Origin of the sequence: Neorhizobium descurainiae (genome assembly GCF_051400715.1) — a bacterium.
Lineage (GTDB): Bacteria > Pseudomonadota > Alphaproteobacteria > Rhizobiales > Rhizobiaceae > Neorhizobium.
In genome coordinates this window covers 248,089-265,609 of record NZ_JBLFFK010000004.1, presented here as the reverse complement: position 1 = coordinate 265,609, position 17,521 = coordinate 248,089, and the positions used below count along the sequence as shown (strand labels likewise).

Here is a 17,521-nt window from a genome sequence, read left to right as displayed (position 1 = left end):
CTCTGGGACCAAGCTTTGTCAGTCTCGCGGGCAAAGATCGAATAAGAGGAGACGTCCATGACCAATCCATCCATCGTGATCGCAGCCGCTGCGCGCACCGCAGTCGGCTCCTTCAACGGCGCGTTTGCCAATGTCCCGGCGCATGAGCTGGGAGCTGCCGCGATCAAGGGCGCGCTTCTTCGCGCAGGCGTCGATCCATCCGAAGTGGACGAGGTCATCCTCGGCCAGGTATTGCCGGCCGGCGAGGGCCAGAACCCGGCCCGTCAGGCGGCGATGAAGGCCGGCGTGCCGAAGGAGGCGACCGGCTGGGGCGTCAACCAGCTTTGCGGCTCGGGCCTGCGCGCCGTGGCACTCGGCATGCAGCAGATCGCGCTCGGGGATGCGAAGATCATCGTCGCCGGCGGCCAAGAATCCATGTCCATGGCGCCGCACTGCGCACATCTGCGCGGCGGCGTGAAGATGGGCGACTTCAAGATGGTCGACACCATGATCAAGGACGGTCTGACGGACGCCTTTTACGGCTATCACATGGGCATCACCGCGGAGAACATCGCCCGCCAATGGCAGCTCTCCCGCGAGGAGCAGGACCAGTTCGCCGTCTCTTCCCAGAACAAGGCGGAGGCTGCCCAGGTCGCCGGCCGTTTCAGGGACGAGATTATCCCCTACGTCATCCAGACGAGGAAGGGTGACGTGACGGTGGAGAACGATGAATATATCCGCGCCGGTGCGACGCTCGACGCCATGGCGAAACTTCGCCCGGCCTTCGACAAGGAAGGTACGGTGACGGCGGGCAACGCGTCCGGCATCAATGACGGCGCGGCCGCAGCCGTGCTGATGACGGAAGAGGAAGCTGCCCGCCGGGGCATCACGCCCATGGTGCGTATCGTTTCCTGGGCAACCGCCGGCGTAGATCCTCAGATCATGGGAACGGGGCCGATCCCTGCCTCGCGCAAGGCGCTGGAGAAGGCCGGCTGGCGGGTTGGCGATCTAGATCTCGTCGAAGCAAACGAAGCCTTCGCAGCGCAATCCTGCGCCGTCACCAAGGATCTCGGCCTCGATCCTTCGATCGTCAACGTCAATGGCGGCGCGATCGCGATCGGTCATCCGATCGGCGCTTCCGGTGCGCGCATCCTCAATACGCTGCTCTTCGAGATGAAGCGCCGTTCCGCCAGGAAGGGACTTGCCACGCTCTGCATAGGCGGCGGCATGGGTGTCGCCATGTGCCTGGAAGCCATGTGATGGCTGTGGCGTCTGTGGATAGCTAGCCTGCCAGCGTAGCCAGGCTTCGCGACGGGCTATCGCTCTGACGAAAGCCTGTCAAAATAAGTCAGTATCCGATCACGTAGAAGGATCGGCGCGATACGAGAAGGGGAAAGGCTGCATGAGCAGAGTGGCATTAGTGTCGGGAGGAACGCGGGGAATTGGCGCGGCGATTTCCAGCGCATTGAAGGCCGCGGGTTATCGTGTTGCGGCCAATTTCGCCGGCAACGAGGAAAAAGCGCGAGCCTTTCACGACGAGACAGGCATCCCCGTCTTCAAGTGGGACGTCTCCAGCTATCAAGCCTGCGTGGAAGGCATCGCCGGGGTCGAAGCCGAACTTGGCCCGGTCGAGATCCTCGTCAACAATGCCGGCATCACCCGTGACGGCATGTTCCACAAGATGACCCCGGACCAGTGGAACGAAGTAGTCGGCACCAATCTCACCGGCCTTTTCAACATGACGCATCCGGTCTGGACCGGCATGCGGGACCGCAACTTCGGTCGCGTCATCAACATCTCTTCCATCAACGGCCAGAAGGGGCAGATGGGGCAGGTGAACTATTCCGCCGCCAAAGCCGGCGATCTCGGCTTCACCCGGGCGTTGGCCCTGGAAGGCGCTGCGAAGAACATCACCGTCAATGCGATCTGCCCCGGCTATATCGCCACCGAAATGGTGCGGGCGGTGCCGGAAAAGGTGCTGAACGAGCGGATCATCCCGCAGATCCCGGTCGGCCGGCTCGGCGAACCGGAAGAGATCGCCCGGTGCGTCGTGTTCCTCGCCTCGGACGAGGCAGGCTTTATCACCGGATCGACGCTCACGGCAAACGGCGGCCAGTTCATGGCCGGCTGATTTCCGGCGTTAACCCTATCGTCCGGGTTGTTCCAGGAAACGTGCTCGGGATTGCGATTTCTATGGTTAAGATATTGTTTTCCTACGACATATCGTAGTGAACAAACCGGGAAATGGGCGATGTCGCCGATTCGTCGGCGATTCGTTTCGGCTTTGGCCAAGAGGTTAACGGCGAGGATTTGCAGATAAAACAAAACCGGCGCCGATTGCTCGGGCGCCGGTCTTGAGGGCTTGGATTGCTGATCGGCGATCAGCGGCAACGCGCCTCGTAGGTGCGGCCATAACGGTCGCGATAGACGCAGTAGCCGCGGCGCTTTTCGGATTCGCCGATTGCGGCGCCGACGAGACCGCCTGCAACGGCGCCGACCGCTGCACCGCCCCAGCTATTGGTGGCAACACCGCCGATCACCGCGCCGGTACCGGCGCCGATCGCCGTGCCGCGCTCAGTGGAGGTGCAGGAGGCCAGAGCGCCGACCATGCAGCCCACAATCAGAATCTTCTTCATGTCAGTTTCCCTTCCCTTGGTACATACGGCTGCGCCGCTCTTAGATCCTGCCCATCAGCAGCAGGATGATGATGATCAAGACGACAAGGCCCAATCCGCCCGACGGACCATAGCCCCATCCTCGGCTATAACCCCAATTCGGCAATGCGCCAATCAGTAGCAGGATGAGGATGATGAGCAATATGGTTCCGAGCATGATTTTTCCACTCCGCTAGACAATCCGGTATGGATTTGGCGAGGAAACGTAGCTCAGCGATTTTTGTTCCAGCGGTCCAAGGCCTTGTCCTCTCACGTGTGGTTAAAGGACGTTAGTCGACGTTAACACGTGCATGGCGATTCGCGTATGGATGCGATCCTTTCGAAGTTTTCTTGCGCCACGTCCTTAAGCTTACCTACCATATCTTGTGAGAACAAAAGCGGAAAACGAAGATGTGAGCGATTCGTCGGCGATTCGTTCCAGCTTTGGTCCGAATCTTAATTCCCGTCTCAGAGGATACTCCAACTCCCTGAATCTGTTTAAAAAAGGTTAACCATATCAATGGATTGACTCTTCCGATTCTCTATGAAACCGCTCCGCGGGAACGATGCTCCACCGATCGAGAGCGGAAGGCCGCCCCGATTCAGGATGTCGTGGCGGAGAAGTGAGTCGCATCAATATATAGCCGTGAACAAAGACTGAATCCTCTTGAGTCTGCGATTCGTCTCCGATTCGTTCGCGTCTGTTCCTCGCGGAAAAAACATGAGCCGCCGAATGCCGACTGGAGCGCGCTGGATCAGGGAATTCTTCGGCCGCAAAACCATTCTTCAGGCTTGCGTTTAGCGGCACGGATCGCCATCTGTTGCGTGGCTTGAGGTTTTCGCGGAAGCGGTGCCCCGGGCCATACTTGATCGCGCGGAACTTGGCTTTGAATTTCCAGTCCATGATGTTCAGCGGGCGCGGCGTCACCGCCGTCCTCGGCCCTACCAATACCGGCAAGACCCATTACGCCATCGAGCGCATGGTCGCGCACGGCACCGGCGTCATCGGTCTGCCGCTGCGGCTGCTGGCGCGTGAGGTCTATACGCGTCTGGTGGAAAAGGTCGGAACATCGCAGGTTGCGCTGGTGACCGGCGAGGAGAAGATCACCCCGCCCAACGCCCGCTTTTCGGTCTGCACCGTCGAGGCGATGCCGCGCGAGACCAAGGCCTCCTTCGTTGCGATAGACGAAGTGCAGCTCGCCGGCGATCTCGAGCGGGGCCATATCTTCACCGACCGTATCCTGCATCTGCGGGGCCGCGATGAAACCCTGCTGCTGGGTGCGGGCACCATGCGGCCGATCCTCGAAAAACTGCTGCCGGGGATCACCGTTGTCGAGCGGCCGCGTCTGTCCCAGCTCTTTTATGCCGGTCAGAAGAAGATCACCCGCCTGCCGCAGCGCTCGGCCATTGTCGCGTTTTCGGCCGACGAGGTTTACGCAATCGCGGAACTCATCCGCCGTCAGCGCGGTGGCGCGGCCGTGGTGCTCGGTGCTCTCAGTCCGCGCACCCGCAATGCCCAGGTCGGTCTCTACCAGGCGGGCGATGTGGAATATCTTGTCGCGACCGACGCGATCGGCATGGGCCTCAACCTCGATGTCGATCATGTCGCCTTCGCGCAGGATCGGAAATTCGACGGTTACCAGTTCCGAAACCTCAACCCGGCAGAACTCGGGCAGATTGCCGGCCGTGCCGGCCGGTATCTTCGGGACGGAACATTCGGTGTGACGGGTCAGGTCGCGCCGTTCGACGAGGAATTGGTGGAACGAATAGAAGGACACCAGTTCGATCAGGTGAAAGTGCTGCAGTGGCGTTCGAAGAATCTCGATTTCTCTTCCCTGCGGGCGCTGCGCGAAAGCCTCGACGCCCCTCCCACCGTGCCGGGACTCGCTCGGGCGCTTCCCGCAACGGACAGCCAGGCCTTTGATTATCTTTCCCGTTATCCGGAGGTCAAGGATGCCGCGACGACGCCCGAACGGGTCGAGAAACTGTGGGAAGCCTGTGCGCTGCCGGATTATCGCCGGATCACGCCGGCGCAGCATGCGGACCTCATTTCGACTCTTTTTTCCGATCTTGTGCGCTACGGGACAGTGAACGAAGACTTCATGGCCGAACAGGTCCACCGTGCCGATCGGACCGACGGCGAGATCGACACTTTATCGGCCCGAATCGCGCAGATCCGGACCTGGACCTACGTCTCCAACCGCCCCGGCTGGCTTGCCGATCCGACACACTGGCAAGAAAAGACACGGGAAATAGAGGATAGGTTGTCGGACGCGCTACATGAAAGGTTGACGAAACGCTTCGTTGATCGCAGGACATCTGTGCTCATGAAGCGCCTGAGAGAGAATGCGATGCTGGAAGCTGAAATCAGTGTGAATGGTGATGTCTTCGTGGAGGGACATCACGTCGGGCAATTGGCCGGATTCCGGTTCACGCCCGTCGCGGGAGCGGAAGGCCCCGATGCCAAGGCGGTGCAGGCGGCCGCCCAGAAGGCGTTGGCGCTGGAATTCGAGGCACGTGCAGCAAGGCTCTACGCGTCGGGCAACAGTGATTTTGCCGTCGGCTCAGATGGTTTCGTGCGCTGGCTCGGCGAACCCATTGCCCGCCTTGCCGCAAGCGATCATGTCATGCGTCCGCGTGTCATCCTGCTGTCCGACGAACAGCTCACCGGCAACGCCCGCGAGCACGTACTCGCCCGTATCGAGCGCTTCGTCAATCATCATATCGCGACGGTCCTGAAACCGCTCGACGACCTGTCGCGCGCCGAGGACCTGCAGGGCCTTGCCAAGGGGCTTGCCTTCCAGCTCGTCGAGAATCTCGGCGTGCTCTTCCGCCGGGACGTTGCCGACGAGGTGAAGTCGCTCGACCAGGATGCGCGCGCCTCGATGCGCCGCTACGGCATCCGCTTCGGCGCCTATCATGTCTTCATGCCGATGCTGCTGAAGCCGGCGCCGGCCGAGCTCATCACGCTCCTCTGGGCGCTCAAGAACGACGGTCTGGACAAGCCCGGTTACGGCGACCTGATTCCGGCGCTTGCCGCAGGCCGCACCTCGGTCGTCGCCGATCCGGGGTTCGAGCGGATGTTCTACAAGCTCGCGGGCTTCCGGTTCCTCGGCAAGCGCGCGGTGCGCATCGATATCCTCGAGCGTCTGGCGGACCTCATCCGCCCGCTCCTTCAGTGGAAGCCCGGTTCGGCGCCGCGTCCGGAAGGCGCCTATGACGGCCGCCGCTTCATGACCACGACCGCGATGCTCTCCATTCTCGGTGCGACGCCGGACGATATGGAGGAGATCCTGAAGGGTCTCGGCTACCGCGCCGATTCCGTGAAGGCGGAAGAGGCTCAAGCTTTCCTGGCGAACCAGGAGGCGAGTGCGGCGGGTGCTGTCGCTGTCGCGCCGGAACCGGCTGGAGAAGCATCGGAAGCCTCCGCGGCCGACGACGCGGATGCAAGCGACGCCGCGGAAGCCTCGCCGGATGCAGTTGCAGCCTCCGTTCCGGCCGAAGAGGTGGCTGCAGACGCTGCGGAACCGGTGGCCGCCGAGCAGGCGGAGCCTACTCAGTCCGAAGCTGCAAAACCTGCCGAGGCGGAAGAGCCGAAGCCGGTTCTCCTCTGGCGTCCGGGCGGTGGCCGCGACAGTCAGAGGAGCGGGCGCCCCCAGCATGGGGATCGTCGAGGGCATGGTGGCAAGCGTCCGGCCGCCGGTGAAGCCGGCCAGGGAGGTCAGGGCCGCCGCGACGATCGTCGGGACGGTGAGCGCCGCGACGCGCGTCAGAACGCCGACAGAGACAGGGATCGCGATCGCCGCGAGGGCGGCAGGCCAAATCGAGATAACAATCGTGGCGACCGGCCGAATCGCGGCGAACGTCCCGAGGGCGGACAGCGGCCCGATCGGAACGACCGCGGCAAAGCGCCGCAGCCGGCCCGTTTTGAAGCCAGGCCCCCGCGCAAGGAGAAGCCGATCGATCCGGATTCGCCCTTTGCAAAACTTGCAGCTCTCAAGGAGCAGATGAAGAAGTGAGGCCATGACCGAGAAGGGGCCACAGGACGGTTCGCGCCAGCGTATCGACAAGTGGCTTTTCTTCGCCCGAATGGTGAAGTCCCGCTCGCTGGCTCAATCACTGATCGCTGCCGGTGCGGTGACGGTGAACGGAGAGACCTGCAGCCAGCCGAGCCGGATGATCAAGCCAGGTGACCGGATCGAACTCATTCTGGAGCGGCGGGATATCGTACTGATCGTTCGCGCCGGCGGTGCTCGCCGTGGTCCGTTCGAAGAGGCGAGGCTCCTTTACGAGGACCTGACACCATCGCCCGACGAAAGGAAGAGGCTCACTCCTTTTGAGCGCGCGCAGCGGGGTCTCGGGGCAGGCGGGGCTGATGACGACCATCGCTGAGGACCTGAACCCGGGAAATTGCGGCTCCGGAGAATAAAGCTTCCCCCAAACGGGCTTCGGAAAGATTGTTTATCCTTGCTAAACAAGGCCAAAGGCTTTACCTGACAGTCGAAAAGCCGGATCGCCTGCCTTCTGTTCTCGTCGCAGTTAGGGTTTCGTCTCTCCCGGCTTTCCGGTGTGCCGGCGCCTCTCCATGCCGTCGGCTCCGCCGCTGATCCGCGATAGTCCTGGAGTGCCGCATGACGTATGTCGTGACCGACAATTGTATCCGCTGCAAATATACCGACTGCGTCGAAGTTTGCCCGGTCGATTGTTTCTATGAGGGCGAAAACTTCCTCGTCATCCATCCGGACGAGTGCATCGACTGCGGTGTTTGCGAACCGGAATGTCCCGCCGAGGCGATCAAGCCGGATACGGAGCCGGGCCTCGACAAGTGGCTGAAGCTGAATGCGGAGTTTGCTCAGATCTGGCCGAACATCACGGTCAAGCGCGATGCCCTGCCGGAGGCCAAGGAGATGGACGGCATGGAAAACAAATACGAGCAGTTCTTCTCTCCCGAACCCGGGAAGGGGGACTGAATCCTGCCGGAACGGCATGGCTTGGCAAGGGTTTCGATTCGCTTTGCCTTTTTGTTGGGCAGAAGCCGGGCGTTGCCCTCTGTGCACATGCAAAAGCAAATTATTGATTTCCGCACTTTTTTGTGGTAGACAACAAGAACTGTTCCACAAGGCGGCACTCGCGTGCCCAAAAAACATCACGAAAGCAACAGATCACCCAAAAACGCGGTATCCGTGACATTGCAAGGCTTGATTGTTGTCGGTTGCAATTGGCAATGGGGTCTGTTTTTCGCGCGCGTTGGTCGGACCAGTATGGAGTGACCCGACGGTTTCCCCCGTCTCATCCGGGCCTGACAGACCCGGTTTCCCCGACCCGAAAAACGGGTGAGTAACAGGGAGTTTGTGAAACGAATGACGACCCAGCAGAAAAAGAATTCTCCCGCACGCCAAGGTTTCAAGACCGGTGAATCGATTGTTTATCCCGCTCATGGCGTAGGTACGATTACCGCCATCGAAGAGCAGGAAGTCGCGGGCATGAAGCTTGAGCTTTTCGTAATCGATTTCGAGAAGGACAAGATGCGCCTCAAGGTGCCGGTCGCAAAGGCCGTGAGCATCGGCATGCGCAAGCTGTCCGAAACGGATTTTGTCGAACGTGCTCTTAAAGTTGTTCAGGGCAAGGCTCGCGTGAAGCGCACCATGTGGTCGCGCCGCGCTCAGGAATATGATGCGAAGATCAATTCCGGCGACCTGATCTCGATCGCCGAAGTGGTGCGTGATCTCTATCGCGCCGAGAACCAGCCGGAGCAGTCCTATTCCGAGCGCCAGCTCTATGAAGCTGCGCTTGATCGCATGGCCCGCGAAATCGCGGCGGTGAACAAGATGTCCGAAACGGAAGCCGTCCGCCTCGTCGAGGTCAACCTTGCCAAGGGGCCGAAGCGCGGGAAGACTCTCGAGGAAGACGAAGCCCAGGAAGAAGCGGCCTGATCCGCAGCCTATAACATTTTTTAAAAGCCCGGCCTTGTGCCGGGTTTTTTATTGGAACTTTTTCCCGTTCTCCGCGTTTTCCCGCCGGTACGGCGAACCGACTTTGCAGCGGTTCTCGTCCTGAAGACGCAGTGCGGGGCGAATATCAGGCTCTTCGGCCGGTGTGAATCCTCGCGGAACTCAAACGAGGGGAGCAAGGCAGCAGGAACCTCCACCGCCTTTCGTGTCGCAGGTATGGTGCCGGGGTCTCGCTGTTTTGTCGGATCAAACCGTTCACGGAGAGCACGATGACAGCCATGTCCGCAGACCGTACCATGATCAAGATAGCAATGTCGGCTCCCTATCTCGCCCGGGACGAGGAGCGTGATCTGGCGGTTCGCTGGAAGGACGATCAGGATCAGGATGCACGCAACCAGATCGCCCTTGCACATATGCGTCTCGTGATCGCCATGGCCTCCAAGTTCCGTGGCTTCGGATTGCCGATGAGCGACCTCGTTCAGGAAGGGTATGTAGGGCTGCTCGAAGCGGCGGCAAGGTTTGAGCCCGCGCGAGACGTGCGTTTTTCCACTTATGCCAGCTGGTGGATCCGTGCGTCCATGCAGGATTACATCCTCCGCAACTGGTCGATCGTGCGGGGCGGCACCAGTTCCGCCCAAAAAGCCCTGTTCTTCAATCTTCGCCGGCTGCGGGCCAAGCTTGCGCGCGGCGACTCCAATCTCACCGCACGTGCCATTCACGAAGAGATCGCCGTGGCGCTGGGCGTGAGCGTGGCCGACGTCCAGACCATGGATGCCAGGCTTTCCGGCAGCGACGCCTCCTTGCAGGCCCCATCGATCGCCGGGGATGCCGATAGCGGCGAGCGGCTCGACATGCTCGCCAGCGCCGAACCGCTGCCGGACGAACAGGTTTCGGGCATGATCGACGGCGAGCGGCGCCTGAAGTGGCTGCAAGGCGCGCTGACCAAGCTCAATGAGCGGGAAAAGAAGATTATCCGCGCCCGTCGCCTGACCGACGAGGGCGCGACGCTCGAAGCGCTCGGCGCCGAACTCGGCATTTCCAAGGAGCGTGTGCGGCAGATCGAAAGCCGGGCGATCGAGAAGCTCAAGTCGGCGCTGGTTTCCGCCAACCCGCAGATGGCGGCCGCCTGCTGAGACGGCGTCGCCTGCTTATTCCGAAATGATCTTGACCCTTTGGCCGGGCGAGACCGTCGCACCGGCGGGTAACGCGTTGATGAGCTTGAACAGGTCGAGCTTACGGTCCGTGCCCATCATGCGCGCCGCCAATGAGGCGAGAGTATCGCCCTGCGCGACGGTGACGATACGCACCCTCAGCGGCTTAAGGGTGGCGATCTCCTGCGGCGTCATGCGGCGGAAGCTTGTCCGCAGCGTCTCGGCGGTGGTTTGAAGTACCGGACTGCCCTTCGGCACCGCCGTCAGGAAGCGGAAGATCTGATTGTCGACGCGGACAACGGTGACATCGAAATCCCAGCGTTCCGCGGAGGCACGCGCCGTCGCGGCGGGAAGCCCGTTGACCTGGACCGCGCGCACCGTATCCGGCTGCAGCCCGGCCACCCAGCCGCTCGTCAGGTAATTGGTCAGACTGTTGTTGTCGCCGGCGGCAACGCCATCGAAGCGGATTGCCGCCTCGCCGGGGCCGGTGGCCAGAACGGCTTCCACCTTGTTGTCGATGCGGAAGTCTGGCGGCACGTCAAAGCGGATGCCCAGGCCTCCATGCATGAAGGTCTGGCCGCGGACATAGCCCTCCTGCGGGCTGTCGCCATAGAGCAGGCCGTCGATGCCGGCGAGATAATAGTCGCGGCCCCGGTCGCCGACGCTGCCCTCCTGGCCGAAATTGCGGGCATGGCGACGCGCCAGATCGACGCGTTGGGCCGAATTCGGATGGCTCGACAGGAAGTCGAGGCTCTGGTCGCTGTCCGGATCGACAGCCGAATAGCGGGCATAGGCGGCCATGGAATCCAGGAAGCGCGCCGCGGCGTAAGGGTCGTAACCCGCTTCGCCCAGCATCCGCACGCCTATCACGTCGGCCTGCAATTCTTGCTGACGCGAGAACGCCGCGAGGCGGAGCTTGCCCCGGGCAAGCGCCTGCTTGCCGGCAAGATCGCTGGAGAGCACTTCGGCGACCACGCGGCTCGCGATCACCTCCGCTTCCTCGCGCCGCTGGCGTTCGATGCCGTGGTTGGCGGTCACATGGCCCATTTCGTGCGAGAGCACGGCTGCAACCTCCGAGGCGTCGTTCGCGAGCGCCAGGAGGCCGCGCGTGACGTAGAGATACCCCCCCGGCAGGGCGAAGGCGTTGATCGCCGGCGAGTTCAGGATGGTGATGCGGAACGACTGGCTGGGGTTTTCCGAGACGGCGGTCAGCGCGCCGGCGATCCGCGCGACCAGCCGCTCGGTCTTGGCGTCATGGTATTCCCCGCCGTAGCTCGCCACGATTCGAGGATGCTCACGTGCGCCCATCTGTGCTCGGGGATCGTTTTTCTGTACTTCGTCGACGATCTGCGGCGAATTGGAGGGCGCGACATTCGGCGTGTAGGCCTGCTCGAAGATCGACTGGCAGCCGGCCAGCAATGCGCCGCTCAGCAAGACGGTGCTCAGCGCCTTGAAGCCGGGCATGAAACGGGTTCTTGGCCAGACAGCCGGGATCACTCTGCCGCGCCTCATCGTCCTCGTGTTCCGCACCACCATTCCCAAGGTCCGCCATCCGGCTCCGGAGACTCATTCTCCCGGGGCAGCCGGTTCCTTCTTCCATGTTCCGCTTAGCGATTTTTGCGTCGCATGCACAGACATCTTATTGAGATATGCCTTACTGGCGCGTTTGCAAAGAAAATCCCCGCAGCCCCTCGCGATTGCCATCGCGGCACGTCCAAATTGTGGCGGGCCGGATAACGGACGGTTCAGCGGAGTTTTGAAACGTGATCGGATCCCGCTTGCCCTCAGCCGGACAGGAAATCGGCGATTGCCGGAATGTCGCGCCGGCCAAGAAACTCCTTCGCCGGTGCCTGAAGCAGAACCCGGCCGTGGTCGATGAAGATCGCGTGGTCGGCGAGCCGTCCGACCTCGTCCGGGTCATGGGTGACGATCAGAACCGTGTTGCGGGTTTCCCGATGCAGGTCGAGAAGCAGGTTGGCCATCGAAAGCCGCAGGCCCGGATCGAGTGCGGCGAAGGGTTCGTCCATCAGCAGGACAGGTTTTCTGCGCACGAGAACCCGCGCGAAGGCTGCCCTCTGCCGCTCGCCGCCGGAGAGCGTGCCCGGCATGCGTTTATCGAAGCCGCCAAGGCCCACGCGCACCAGCGCCTCCGAGATCGCCTTCCGGTCTCCCGCGGAGAGTTTCAGAGACGGGCTGATCCCAAGGCCGACATTGGTGAAGAGATCGAGGTGGGTGAAGAGGTTGTTGTCCTGGAAGATCAGCGAGATCGGCCGTTCCGAGGGGTGCCTGTCCGTCGCATCTTCGCCCGCGATCAGGACGCGGCCCTGATCCGGCGTCTCGAACCCGGCGACGAGGTTCAGCAGGGTCGATTTGCCGGAGCCGGAAGGTCCGATGACCGCCGTGACCGCTCCGGCGGGCAAGGCGCAGTCGAAACGGAAATCCTTCGTGCCGAGCCTGAGTTCCACCTTCTCCAATGCGATGCCGTCAGCCACGACTTGCCTCTCTTTGCCCGGCCGTGCCGAGAATTGCCAGACCCAGGCAGATGACGCCGAGGATCAGCGCCAGCCCGTCCGCATCGTTGGTGCGATAGCTGGATAGCCGGCTATAGACAAGCCACGGCAAGGTGGTCAGCTCGTTGGAGCCGAAAAGCGCCACGGCCCCGAGATCGCCGAGCGACAGGGCCATCGCGAAGGAGAAAGCTGTCAGGAGCGGCTTTGCAAGAACCGGAAGATCGATCCGCCAAAGCCGGGACAGACCGGAAATTCCGAGGCTGGCGGAAAGTCTGCCCGCCCGCTTGCGGTGCGTTTCGATGGCAGGCGTCAGCACGCGCATGACGAAGGGAAGCGCCATCAGCGTGTTGATGACAGCCACCAGAGCCGGTGCGAAGCGCGTCACGTCGCCGAGAGGCCGCAGCATGAGGAACCAGCCGGTGCCGAGCACGACGGGCGGAACAAGCAATACCAGGTAGGACGTGCCGCTTAAAAGGACGGAAAATCCTCTGGCCGCTCTGCCGGGCCGTTTCATGTCGGCGATTGCCTCCCGCGCGGCAACGATCGCCAGCGATGTAAGGATCGTCAGCAGCCCGGCGGCAAGCGCGATCGCGAAACTCGTGCGGGCGGCATGGAGGAAAGCTGTGCTGGTGACGAGGCCCCAGAGGCTGGCTTTGAAGCCCGCCGTCACGATCGATGCCAAGGGCAGGATGAGGAAAGTCGTGGCGAGCAGGATGACAAGCGCATCCCAGAACAGCGCCGAAAATGTCCGGCCGTCGAAGCGGCGGGTGATCCGCCCGGCCGTTGAACCGGTATCGTCCGGCGCGGGAAACGATGCGATGACGATCAGGATCAGCGCCGTGACGGCGATCTGCAGAAATGCCAGCGCAATGGCGCGGGGCGGGTCGAAATCGAAGCGCAAGGATTGATAGATCGCCACTTCCAACGTGGTCGCGGCCGGTCCGCCGCCGAGCACCAGGACGAGCGTGAAGCTTGTCGCGCACAGCATGAAGATCAGCCCGGCGACGCCGGGAATGACGCGCCATGCGGCCGGCCACTCGATGAAGCGGAAGACGGAAAGGGGTTTCATGCCGAGGCTGGCGGAGAGCAGCCAATATTCGGCGGGAAGCCGCTCCAGCGCCGCGAGCAGCAGCCGGGCTGCAAGGGGCAGATTGAAGAAGACATGGGCGAGCAGGATGCCCGAGAGGCCGTAGATGCTGACCGGCTGGTCGAGGCCGAGCTTCAACAGCAGGCTGTTGACGATGCCTTGCCGGCCCCAGATGCCGATCAGTCCCAGCGCGCCGATCAGCACAGGCAGGCCCATCGGCAATGCCATCAGCCGGATGATCCACAGCCGTCCCGGAAAGCGCGGACGGCGGGCAAGCGCCAGGGCCACGGGAATTGCGAAAGCGACCGACAATGCTGTCGAAAGCGCAGCCTGCCACAGGGTGAAGCGCAGGATGCGCCAGGTATAGGCTGTGAAGAGCCGCGTCTGGGCAGTCTCCATGTCCCAGGAAAGCAGGGCTATGATCGGCGCGCCGACGAAAAGGGTGATGCCGAAGAGGCTCATCAGGCCCCAGGCAATTCCCCGTTTCCGCTCGGCGTGCGTCAGCAAAATCGAGACCTTAGTTCATGCTCATGGCGGTGAGCCATTCGTCGATCCAGGCCTGCCGGTTCCTGGCCACTTCATCCGAACCCATCAGGAAGGTCTTCTTGGGCTGCACCAGTTTGCCGAAAGCCGCCGGTAGCGGTTCGGATGTTTCGGCGGCAGGCATCATCCAGTTGGTGGTCGGAATAACATCCTGGAATTCGGGGGAGATCATGAACTTCAGGAACTGCCTTGCGAGATCCTTGTCGGCGGACTGCTTGAGCATGCCGCCCACCTCGATCTGGATGTAGTGGCCTTCCGAGAAGGATGCTGCCTGATAACGGTCGGTCTTTTCCTCGACCATATGGTAGGCGGGAGAGGTCGTATAGGAGAAGACCATCGGCACTTCGCCCTTGGTGAAGAGGCCATAGGCTTCCGACCAGCCGGGCGTCACCGTCAGCACGCGGTTCCTGAGTTTCGCCCAGGCTTCCGGTGCCTGGTCGCCATAGACGGACTTCATCCAGAGCAGCAGGCCGAGGCCCGGGGTCGAGGTGCGCGGATCTTCGATGGCGATCTTCTGCGCAGGATCGCCTTCCACGAGCTCCTTCAGGCTCTTCGGCGGGTTCTTCATGACCTCGGTATCGTAAACCACGGCGAAATGCCCGTAGTCGTACGGGATGAAGGTGTCGTCGCTATAGTTGCCCGGAACTTTGACCGCGGAGGTGTCGAGCCCGTGCGGTTCGAAAAGACCGGTCGCTTTCGCTTCCGAGATCAGGTTGGTGTCGAGGCCGAGCGCGATGTCGGCATCCGTGCTTTGGCCTTCCAGCTTGAGGCGCGTGAGAAGTGCCACACCGTCGGCGACGCCGACGAAATTGAGCTTGCAGGCACAGGTCTTTTCGAAAGCTTCCTTGACCCTGGGACCCGGACCCCAGTCGGAAACGAAGCTCTCATAGGTATAGACGGTCAGCGTCTTTTCCTGAGCGTGAACGGATACGGAGGGAAAAAAGCCGGCTGCGGCCGCGAATATCGAAAGAACGATCCTGCGCATCAGCGCCTCCTTTATTTACGATAAGAGGAATAGGCGCTGATCATGAGCCGTCTAATCCCTCCGCCGGTGTTAACCGGATCAGGTTCCGCGGGTTGGCAAAGCCTCTCAGCCGCGTTTGGCGCGGCACCCCGTTAGAGCAGATCAGATGTAGCGGCGGCGCGATTGACTGGCAAGGGGTTGCGCGTCGCGGTCAGGCGGCGCTCATGTCCCACAGGGGGCGACATCGCTCAACCCGAGTTCCGCCGGAAGACCTTGAGCTCGCGTGGGACGATAGCCATGGCGCCCAAACGGTCCGCGATCGCATAGTCTATCGATTGTTCGAGCACCTTGGGCGGAACCGGCTTTGTCAGAACGCCGAGAAAGCCCTTCTCGCCGTCTTCGATGTCTTCGGGATTTCCGGTCATGAAGATCACGGTTACGCCATATTGCTCGGCGAGTTGCCGGCCGATAGCCGGTCCGGTTCTGCCGTCTGCAAGATTGACGTCGATGATGGCGATGTCCGCGCGTGACGCCAATTCCAAAGCGTGCTTGCGGGCATTGGCAAAACCCGCCACCTTCAACCCCATGTGCTCAACGGTTTCGGCGATATCGAGGGCGATCAGAAACTCGTCCTCGACGATCAGGACCTGTTGATTCATTGCTTCCCTGGGCAGCCGACGACGCGGTACTTTTGTCAGCATTGGATGTCCCCATACGGTTTCCGGTTCCCAATTCGGGCCGATGACACCAGCCGGCGTTCGGCCCACGAATGCGGGTCGAACGGGGAGTGCGCGGGAATGTTCCGTTTTGCGACAGATCTCGTGCTCTAAACGGTTGTTATAGATAACAATCCGTTAACTCAGCCTTCCAGCTCTTCGCGCAGCATTTCAAGCTCGAGCCATTCCTCTTCCATCTTCGTCAGGCTTTCCCGCAGTTTCTCCATTTCCGCCGCGAGCTTGTTGAAGGCGGCGGGGTCCTTGGAGAAGAGGTGGGGATCCGCCATCTTCTTCTCGCGCGCGGCGATTTCCGCTTCAGCCTTGGCCATTTCCTTCGGCAGGGTTTCGAGCGCGAATTTCTGCTTGTAGGAGAGTTTTCCTTTGGTCTTCGCCGCTTCTGCAGCAGGAGCTGCGGCCTCTGTCTTCGGCTTTTCGGCTTTCTCTGCCCTGCGTCTTTCCTCCTGCGCGCCTTTCCGCTGGGCGAGCATGTCCGTGTAGCCGCCGGCATATTCGATCCAGTGGCCGTCGGGCGCCTCCGGATTGACAGGCGCGATCGTGGAGGTCACGGTACGGTCGAGAAAATCGCGGTCGTGGCTGACGAGGATGACGGTTCCGTTGTAGGCCGCGACGATCTCCTGCAAGAGGTCGAGCGTCTCGATGTCGAGGTCGTTCGTCGGTTCGTCGAGGATCAGCAGGTTCGAGGGTCTGGCCATGATGCGGGCGAGCATCAGCCGGGCGCGCTCGCCGCCCGACAGATTCCTGATCGGGGTGCGGATCTGCTCCGGCTGGAACAGGAAATCCTTCATGTAGCCTGCCACATGCCGCTGCTCGCCGTTGACAAGCAGCGTCTCGCCTCGGCCGTCCGTGAGATAATGGGAGAGCGTGTCTTCCGGGTTCAGGTCCTCCCGCTTCTGATCGAGTGTCGCGATCTCCAGATTGGTGCCGAGCTTCACCGTGCCGCTGTCCGGCGCGAGCTGACCCGTCAGCATCTTCAGAAGCGTCGTCTTGCCGGCGCCGTTCGGGCCGACGAGGCCGATCCGGTCGCCGCGGTGGACGCGGATCGAGAGGGGAGCGACGATCGGGCGATCGTAGGCCTTGCTGATGTTTTCGGCTTCGATCACCAGCTTGCCGGATTCGCGGCCTTCGGTGATCTCGGCCCGCACCGTACCCTGCGGCCCCTTGTGGCCCCGATAATTGGTGCGCATGGTCTGCAATTCGCCGAGACGGCGCATGTTGCGCTTGCGTCGCGCGGTGACGCCGTAGCGCAGCCAATGTTCCTCGCGCTCGATCGCCTTGCCGAGCTTATGTTGCTCCAGCTCTTCCGCCTCCAGCACCTCGTCGCGCCAGGCCTCGAAATGGGCAAAGCCCCTGTCCAGTCGCCTGGAGGCGCCACGGTCGAGCCAGACTGTAGCGGTCGAGACTTTTTCGAGGAAACGGCGGTCGTGGGAGATCAGCACCAGCGCGCTCTTCGTCTTGCGCAACTCGTCTTCCAGCCATTCGATGGTCGGCAGGTCGAGATGGTTGGTCGGCTCGTCGAGAAGCAGGATATCCGGCTCGGGCGCCATGACGCGGGCGAGCGCCGCGCGGCGGGATTCCCCGCCGGAGAGGGTCCTCGGGTCTTCCTGTCCGGTGAGGCCGAGATGTTCCAGCAGATAGGTGACGCGGTAGGGGTCGTCGCCGGGGCCGAGACCCGCCTCCGCGTAGGCCTGCACGGTCGGGTAACCGGCGAAATCCGGCGCCTGTTCGAGATAGCGGATGGTGGAAGAGGGGTGGCGGAAAACCTCGCCCGATTGCGGCTCCACCATGCCGGCGGCGATCTTCATGAGCGTCGACTTGCCGGAACCGTTGCGGCCGACGAGGCAGATGCGATCGCCCGGTTCCACCTGCAGACCGGCGCCGACCAGCAGCGGCGCGCCGCCGAAGCTCAGGAAGATGTCATCCAATTTCAGAATGGGAGGTGCCAACC

General features: G+C 62.0%; 15 protein-coding genes and 1 riboswitch. Of the genes, 7 read left to right on the top strand and 8 right to left on the bottom strand.

Features of this window, described 5'->3' with window-relative positions:
- The first annotated feature begins 57 nt into the window (after positions 1-57).
- Together ACMGE0_RS10295 and ACMGE0_RS10290 are read left to right on the top strand one after the other, a co-directional pair.
- Positions 58-1,239 carry an acetyl-CoA C-acetyltransferase gene (locus tag ACMGE0_RS10295; RefSeq protein ID WP_436815750.1) on the top strand — a complete coding sequence of 394 codons (1,182 nt, stop codon included), beginning with the start codon at positions 58-60 and terminating at the stop codon, positions 1,237-1,239.
- Positions 1,240-1,381: 142 nt separating this feature from the next.
- Positions 1,382-2,110, top strand: coding sequence for a beta-ketoacyl-ACP reductase (locus ACMGE0_RS10290; protein ID WP_436815749.1), 729 nt, complete (start codon positions 1,382-1,384; stop codon positions 2,108-2,110).
- A 250-nt stretch (positions 2,111-2,360) separates the two neighbouring features.
- Here ACMGE0_RS10290 and ACMGE0_RS10285 read toward each other — a convergent pair whose 3' ends face one another.
- Both ACMGE0_RS10285 and ACMGE0_RS10280 read right to left on the bottom strand, forming a co-directional pair.
- Entirely contained in the window at positions 2,361-2,615 is a 255-nt protein-coding gene (locus ACMGE0_RS10285) for a YMGG-like glycine zipper-containing protein (RefSeq protein ID WP_436815748.1), read from the bottom strand.
- A gap of 40 nt (positions 2,616-2,655) precedes the next feature.
- Positions 2,656-2,811 (bottom strand): DUF3309 family protein, encoded by a 156-nt coding sequence (locus tag ACMGE0_RS10280; protein ID WP_105374655.1) that lies wholly within the window; start codon positions 2,809-2,811, stop codon positions 2,656-2,658.
- A 703-nt stretch (positions 2,812-3,514) separates the two neighbouring features.
- Between ACMGE0_RS10280 and ACMGE0_RS10275 the strand changes: the two genes are divergently transcribed.
- The 5 genes from ACMGE0_RS10275 to ACMGE0_RS10255 all read left to right on the top strand — a co-directional run bounded on the left by ACMGE0_RS10275 (position 3,515) and on the right by ACMGE0_RS10255 (position 9,717).
- Entirely contained in the window at positions 3,515-6,652 is a 3,138-nt protein-coding gene (locus tag ACMGE0_RS10275; RefSeq protein ID WP_436815747.1) for a helicase-related protein, read from the top strand.
- A 4-nt stretch (positions 6,653-6,656) separates the two neighbouring features.
- Positions 6,657-7,025 (top strand): RNA-binding S4 domain-containing protein, encoded by a 369-nt coding sequence (locus tag ACMGE0_RS10270; protein ID WP_436815746.1) that lies wholly within the window; start codon positions 6,657-6,659, stop codon positions 7,023-7,025.
- Positions 7,026-7,264: 239 nt separating this feature from the next.
- The gene (gene fdxA, locus ACMGE0_RS10265) at positions 7,265-7,603 is read left to right on the top strand and encodes a ferredoxin FdxA (RefSeq protein WP_436815745.1); all 339 of its coding nucleotides are present in this window, start codon (positions 7,265-7,267) and stop codon (positions 7,601-7,603) included.
- Between the two features lie 390 nt (positions 7,604-7,993).
- The gene (locus tag ACMGE0_RS10260) at positions 7,994-8,566 is read left to right on the top strand and encodes a CarD family transcriptional regulator (RefSeq protein ID WP_436815744.1); all 573 of its coding nucleotides are present in this window, start codon (positions 7,994-7,996) and stop codon (positions 8,564-8,566) included.
- A gap of 287 nt (positions 8,567-8,853) precedes the next feature.
- Positions 8,854-9,717 (top strand): RNA polymerase factor sigma-32, encoded by an 864-nt coding sequence (locus ACMGE0_RS10255; RefSeq protein ID WP_436815743.1) that lies wholly within the window; start codon positions 8,854-8,856, stop codon positions 9,715-9,717.
- 15 nt (positions 9,718-9,732) lie between these two features.
- Here the strand turns inward: ACMGE0_RS10255 and ACMGE0_RS10250 are convergent, their stop codons facing one another.
- The 6 genes from ACMGE0_RS10250 to ACMGE0_RS10225 all read right to left on the bottom strand — a co-directional run bounded on the left by ACMGE0_RS10250 (position 9,733) and on the right by ACMGE0_RS10225 (position 17,519).
- The gene (locus ACMGE0_RS10250) at positions 9,733-11,199 is read right to left on the bottom strand and encodes a M48 family metalloprotease (protein WP_436815742.1); all 1,467 of its coding nucleotides are present in this window, start codon (positions 11,197-11,199) and stop codon (positions 9,733-9,735) included.
- A gap of 320 nt (positions 11,200-11,519) precedes the next feature.
- A complete protein-coding gene (locus ACMGE0_RS10245; RefSeq protein ID WP_436815741.1) occupies positions 11,520-12,227 on the bottom strand; it encodes a thiamine ABC transporter ATP-binding protein in 708 nt (235 codons plus the stop codon).
- On the bottom strand, positions 12,220-13,839 hold the full coding sequence (thiP, locus tag ACMGE0_RS10240; RefSeq protein ID WP_436815740.1) for a thiamine/thiamine pyrophosphate ABC transporter permease ThiP: 1,620 nt from the start codon (positions 13,837-13,839) through the stop codon (positions 12,220-12,222). Before thiP ends, ACMGE0_RS10245 begins: the two co-directional genes overlap by 8 nt.
- Before the next feature lie 10 nt (positions 13,840-13,849).
- On the bottom strand, positions 13,850-14,875 hold the full coding sequence (thiB, locus tag ACMGE0_RS10235) for a thiamine ABC transporter substrate binding subunit (protein WP_436815885.1): 1,026 nt from the start codon (positions 14,873-14,875) through the stop codon (positions 13,850-13,852).
- A 23-nt stretch (positions 14,876-14,898) separates the two neighbouring features.
- A riboswitch (TPP riboswitch) is annotated at positions 14,899-15,001 on the bottom strand.
- 86 nt (positions 15,002-15,087) lie between these two features.
- Positions 15,088-15,540, bottom strand: a complete 453-nt coding sequence (locus ACMGE0_RS10230; protein WP_436815739.1) for a response regulator — start codon at positions 15,538-15,540, stop codon at positions 15,088-15,090.
- A 158-nt stretch (positions 15,541-15,698) separates the two neighbouring features.
- The gene (locus ACMGE0_RS10225) at positions 15,699-17,519 is read right to left on the bottom strand and encodes an ABC-F family ATP-binding cassette domain-containing protein (protein WP_436815738.1); all 1,821 of its coding nucleotides are present in this window, start codon (positions 17,517-17,519) and stop codon (positions 15,699-15,701) included.
- Between the last annotated feature and the right edge of the window lie 2 nt (positions 17,520-17,521).

Excerpts from the sequence above, each read along its gene's own strand:
- ACMGE0_RS10295 (WP_436815750.1), top strand. The coding sequence starts at position 58 with ATGACCAATCCATCCATCGTGATCGCAGCCGCTGCGCGCACCGCAGTC.
- ACMGE0_RS10290 (WP_436815749.1), top strand. The coding sequence starts at position 1,382 with ATGAGCAGAGTGGCATTAGTGTCGGGAGGAACGCGGGGAATTGGCGCG.
- ACMGE0_RS10285 (WP_436815748.1), bottom strand. The coding sequence starts at position 2,615 with ATGAAGAAGATTCTGATTGTGGGCTGCATGGTCGGCGCTCTGGCCTCC.
- ACMGE0_RS10280 (WP_105374655.1), bottom strand. The coding sequence starts at position 2,811 with ATGCTCGGAACCATATTGCTCATCATCCTCATCCTGCTACTGATTGGC.
- ACMGE0_RS10270 (WP_436815746.1), top strand. The coding sequence starts at position 6,657 with ATGACCGAGAAGGGGCCACAGGACGGTTCGCGCCAGCGTATCGACAAG.
- fdxA (WP_436815745.1), top strand. The coding sequence starts at position 7,265 with ATGACGTATGTCGTGACCGACAATTGTATCCGCTGCAAATATACCGAC.
- ACMGE0_RS10260 (WP_436815744.1), top strand. The coding sequence starts at position 7,994 with ATGACGACCCAGCAGAAAAAGAATTCTCCCGCACGCCAAGGTTTCAAG.
- ACMGE0_RS10255 (WP_436815743.1), top strand. The coding sequence starts at position 8,854 with ATGACAGCCATGTCCGCAGACCGTACCATGATCAAGATAGCAATGTCG.
- ACMGE0_RS10250 (WP_436815742.1), bottom strand. The coding sequence starts at position 11,199 with ATGCCCGGCTTCAAGGCGCTGAGCACCGTCTTGCTGAGCGGCGCATTG.
- ACMGE0_RS10230 (WP_436815739.1), bottom strand. The coding sequence starts at position 15,540 with ATGCTGACAAAAGTACCGCGTCGTCGGCTGCCCAGGGAAGCAATGAAT.